At 73.3% G+C, this 4,268-nt stretch carries 5 protein-coding genes; all 5 read right to left on the minus strand.

Going from position 1 to position 4,268, the window contains the following annotated elements; translation table 11 throughout:
* A partial coding sequence (locus EHS43_RS38660) for a response regulator transcription factor (RefSeq protein ID WP_148104209.1) occupies positions 1 to 429 on the minus strand: 429 nt, incomplete at its 3' end.
* On the minus strand, positions 426 to 1,703 hold the full coding sequence (locus EHS43_RS38665) for a sensor histidine kinase (protein WP_260470913.1): 1,278 nt from the start codon (positions 1,701 to 1,703) through the stop codon (positions 426 to 428). The genes EHS43_RS38665 and EHS43_RS38660, both read right to left, overlap by 4 nt.
* Positions 1,704 to 1,825: 122 nt before the next feature.
* Complete coding sequence (locus tag EHS43_RS38670; RefSeq protein ID WP_125195257.1) at positions 1,826 to 2,659, minus strand: ABC transporter permease; 834 nt, start codon at positions 2,657 to 2,659, stop codon at positions 1,826 to 1,828.
* Entirely contained in the window at positions 2,659 to 3,585 is a 927-nt protein-coding gene (locus EHS43_RS38675) for an ABC transporter ATP-binding protein (RefSeq protein WP_125195258.1), read from the minus strand. The genes EHS43_RS38670 and EHS43_RS38675 overlap by 1 nt, the downstream gene beginning before the upstream one ends.
* Before the next feature lie 326 nt (positions 3,586 to 3,911).
* A complete protein-coding gene (locus tag EHS43_RS38680) occupies positions 3,912 to 4,256 on the minus strand; it encodes a MazG-like family protein (RefSeq protein WP_125195259.1) in 345 nt (114 codons plus the stop codon).
* Positions 4,257 to 4,268 lie beyond the last annotated feature (12 nt).

The following is a 4,268-nucleotide window of genomic DNA, read 5'->3' on the forward strand; positions in this document are numbered from 1 at the left end:
GGCCAGCACCCGGTGCGCGTAGGCGTCCAGGAGGCGGCGGGTCAGGCGGGGGGAGACGACGGCGTCGCCGGTGGCGACCGCGTGGATGCCGGCGACGAGCTCCTCGGGGCGGGCGTCCTTGAGCAGGAAGCCGCCGGCGCCGGCCCGCAGCCCTTCGTAGGCGTACTCGTCGAGGTCGAAGGTGGTCACGATGAGGACGCGGGTGCGGCCGCCCGCGGCGACGATCCGGCGGGTGGCCTCGATGCCGTCCATGCCCGGCATGCGGATGTCCATGAGGACCACGTCGGGCCGGAGTTCGGCGGTCATGCGGACGGCCTCGGCGCCGTGCGCGGCCTCACCGACCGGGGTCAGGCCGGGGGTGCCCTCCAGCAGCATGCGCACGCCCATGCGCTGCAGGGGCTGGTCGTCGGCGATGAGGACGGTCGTCATGGCTGATGATCTCCCGGGGGTACGTCGAGCACGACGTCGACGAGCCAGCCGTGCCCGGTGGCACGCGGGCCGAGGGTGACGGTCCCGCCGTACATGGCGGCCCGCTGCCGGATGCCCACGAGACCGTGCCCGGCGACACCGGAGCGCTCCCCGGCCGTGGGTACGCCGGTGTCGGCGACCTCGACGCGCACGGTACCGGCGTCCCTGGTGAGGGTGACGTCGGCCGTGGCGTCCGGGCCGGCGTGCTTGAGGGTGTTGGTGAGGGCTTCCTGGACGATCCGGTACACGGTGAGCTGGATACCGCTGCCGAGGGCGTGGAGGTCGCCCGTGGTGCGGTAGGTCACGGGCAGCCCCGCCGCGCGCACCCGGGACAGCAGCGGATCCAGGTCGTGGATGCCGGGCTGCGGACCGAGCGGCCGTACGTCCTCCTCGTGCCCCCGCTCCTCGCGCAGCACGCCGAGGACGCGGCGGAGTTCGCTCATCGCCTGGCGGCCGGTGTCGGCGAGGATGCGCAGGGGCTCGGCCGAGGTCTCCTCACGGCGGGCGGCGAGGGTGGCGGCGCCGTCGGCGAGGCTGACCATGACGGAGAGGTTGTGGCCGACGATGTCGTGCATCTCGCGGGCGATGCGGGCGCGTTCGGCGGCGGTGGTGAGCCGCACGCGCTGGTCGTGCTCGACCTCCAGGCGGGCGGCCCGGTCCTCCAGGGCGGCCAGGTAGAGGCGGCGGATCCGCAGCGTAAGACCGATGGCGACGGCCGCCGTCGCCGTGCCCAACAGGAAGAACAGGCCCAGGAACGGGTGCTCGATGGGGGCCAGGAGCCAGACCGCGAGGGTCATCTCGGCCGCGGTGACGGCGGCGGCCCAGCCCAGTGTGCGCAGCGAGCCGTGCAGGGCGAGGCTGTAGAGGGCGATGAGGGCGGCCATACCGGTCTGCGGCCACACCCCCAGCGACCACTGGGCCAGCAGCACCGCGGAGATCACGCAGTACGTGAGGGCCGGGGCCCTGCGGCGCCACCAGAGCGGTACGGCGAGTGCGACGGCGAAGGCGAGCAGCACCGGGGCCGGCAGATCGCCGCGGTCCATGGTGTCCCCGAACGGGCCGTGGCTGTTGGAGGAGAACAGGTCGGGGAGGCTGGACAGGGCGACGACGAGGACGACCGCGGTGTCGAGCACCCATGGGTGCCGCCGGTCCAGCCGCCGCCGGGCGCTGCGACCGCGCAGCATCCGGCCCAGCAGCGGATGCGCCCAGGCGTCGGCCAGCCCGGGGGACGGCACGGTGGCCGTCCCCCGGGGCGCGGTCGCGGCGGTCGTTCCCCGGGACGGGGTCGCTGGGGTCGTTCCCCGGGGCGTGGTCGCGGAGGCCCGTCTCATGATCCGCAATGGTCTCCCACCGCCGCTCAGGCGTCGCTCCTGCGGAGCCGCCAGGCGGCCGCGGCGAGCGTGAGGGCCACCCAGCCGGCGAAGACGGCGAGCCCCGCCCCGGGGGAGAGGGCGCCGGAGGACTCGTGCAGGGCGTACATCGCCGAGCCCGCGTTGCTGGGGAAGTAGGGGTTGATGTCGTCGTAGAGCGAGTCGGGCAGCAGGGAGGCCAGACCCGGGAGGATGAGCAGGACGCCGACCAGGACCGCGATCGCCCCGGCGCTGGAGCGCAGCAGCATCCCCAGGGCCACGCCCGCGACGGCGACCAGGGCGAGGTAGAGACCGGCACCGGCCAGGGACCGCAGCACACCGTCGTCGCCCAGGGACAGTGCGATCTTCTCGCCGTCCAGGCCCAGGGTGCCCAGCCCGAACGCGGTCAGGGCGCCGATCGTGGTGAGGACCAGGGCGATGGGGCCGATCACGGCGGCCTTGGACCACAGCACGGGCAGCCGGCGCGGGACGGCGGTGAGCGTGGAGCGGATCATGCCGGTGGTGTACTCGCCGGCCGACGACAGGACGCCGAGCACGCCGACGGCCAGCGACGCGAAGGTCACCCCGAGCAGGGCGAGGCTGACCGCGTTCTGCTCGCCGGAGCGGGGTCCGGGCGGTCCGTCCTGGCCGACCGCGTCGGGGCTGTAGGTGGCGGAGGCGATCGCGCCGAGGGCGATCAGCAGGACCACGGCGACGCCGAGGGTGATCCAACTGGAGCGCAGCGACCAGAACTTGGCCCACTCCGCGCGCAGCACCCGCGGGCCGGTGACCTTGTAGGTCGTGGCGTCGGCCGTGGCGGGGGAGAGGTCGGTGACGGTCATCAGGCTGCCTTTCGCGTCTCGGCGGGATGGCTCTGGTACTCGACGACGTCCCTGGTCAGGTCCATGAACGCGGCCTCCAACGAGACGGCCTGCGGGGTGAGTTCGTACAACGCCACCCCGTGCTCGGCCGCGATCCGCCCGATCTCCCGGGCAGTGCGGCCCATGACCATGAGTTCCTCGGCGGACGAGGAGGAGATCGTCACGTCCGGGCCCGCCAGCAGCGAGCGCAGCCTGGTGGCCTCGGCGGTGGCGACCTTCACGCCCCCGCCGCTCGCCTCCCGGGTGAAGTCGTCGACGGTGGTGTCCGCGAGGAGCCGGCCGCGGCCGATGATCACCAGGTGGTCGGCGATCAGCGCGGTCTCGCTCATCAGGTGCGAGGACAGCATCACCGCCCGGCCCTCGTCGGCCAGGGAGCGCAGCAGGTTGCGCACCCACAGCACGCCCTCGGGGTCGAGGCCGTTGACCGGCTCGTCGAGCATGACGATCGCGGGGTCGCCGAGCAGGGCCGCCGCGATGCCGAGCCGCTGGCCCATGCCGAGCGAGAAGGCCCCGACCCGCTTGCCGGCCACGCTGGTCAGACCGGCCAGCTCGATGACCTCGTCGACGCGGCGGCGCGGGATGCCGTGGGTGTACGCGAGCGCCATCAGGTGGTTGAAGGCGCTGCGGCCGGGGTGGACGGACTTGGCCTCCAGCAGGGTGCCGATCTCGTGCAGCGGTGCGGGGTGCTTCGCGTACGAGGTTCCGTTGACGGTGACCGAGCCCCTGGTGGGGGCGTCCAGGCCGACGACCATGCGCATGGTGGTGGACTTGCCGGCGCCGTTGGGGCCGAGGAACCCGGTGACCTCGCCGGGTTTGACGGTGAAGCTCAGCTCGTCGACGACGGTCTTGTCGCCGTACCGTTTCGTCAGTTCACGCGCTTCGATCATGGGTGTGGCCTTCCACCTCGTGCTCGGCCGGGCCTGCGCCGCGACCTGTGCTGTCGACGTTAGAAGCGCGAGGGGCCCGAACCCTGGAACCACGGGGGACACTTCGCCGACCGGGTGGTACCGCGGTGCCATCCGGTGCCGATCAGGGGTACGTCTCAGGTATGACGGCGGGGCCGAGTTCCGGGGGCTGCCGACCTCGGCCTCCCAGGCCGCACGGCGACTGCCGAGTCGTACGCAGACCGCGCCTGCCATGCACGCGTGCCGGGCGGCGCACGCTCGTGCAGGCCGTGGCCGACCCGGCGCCCGCCTCCAGCCGGGAGGGTGGGTCAGGGAGCCCCGGCTCCCAGCGAACGCTCCGTCACCCGGCCCAGGTGGCGGTGGAACACCTCCCGCGTGTCCGGCGTCAACGTGCGCAGCGCCACCAGCGCCGTGATCACCACGTCGCACAGCTCGCCCTGCACGTCCTCCCAGGTGTGGCTGACGCCCTTGCGGGGGTTCTGGCCGATCGCCCCGATGACCGCCTCGGAGACCTCGCCGACCTCCTCGGAGAGCTTCAGCATGCGCAGCAGGAGCCCTTCGCGGCCCGCCACCGGCTGATCCGACTCCAGCCAGGTCCACAGCGCGTCGACGGACTTCCAGAGGTCGGGGGAGGGGACGACATCATCACTCATACGGTGCAGCCT

It is taken from the genome of Streptomyces sp. RP5T (assembly GCF_003933965.1).
Taxonomy (GTDB): Bacteria; Actinomycetota; Actinomycetes; order Streptomycetales; family Streptomycetaceae; genus Streptomyces.

What these genes read in the sequence shown, in the direction of transcription:
- EHS43_RS38680 (WP_125195259.1), bottom strand. Translation starts at nt 4,256, where the DNA reads ATGAGTGATGATGTCGTCCCCTCCCCCGACCTCTGGAAGTCCGTCGAC.
- EHS43_RS38675 (WP_125195258.1), bottom strand. Translation starts at nt 3,585, where the DNA reads ATGATCGAAGCGCGTGAACTGACGAAACGGTACGGCGACAAGACCGTC.
- EHS43_RS38670 (WP_125195257.1), bottom strand. Translation starts at nt 2,659, where the DNA reads ATGACCGTCACCGACCTCTCCCCCGCCACGGCCGACGCCACGACCTAC.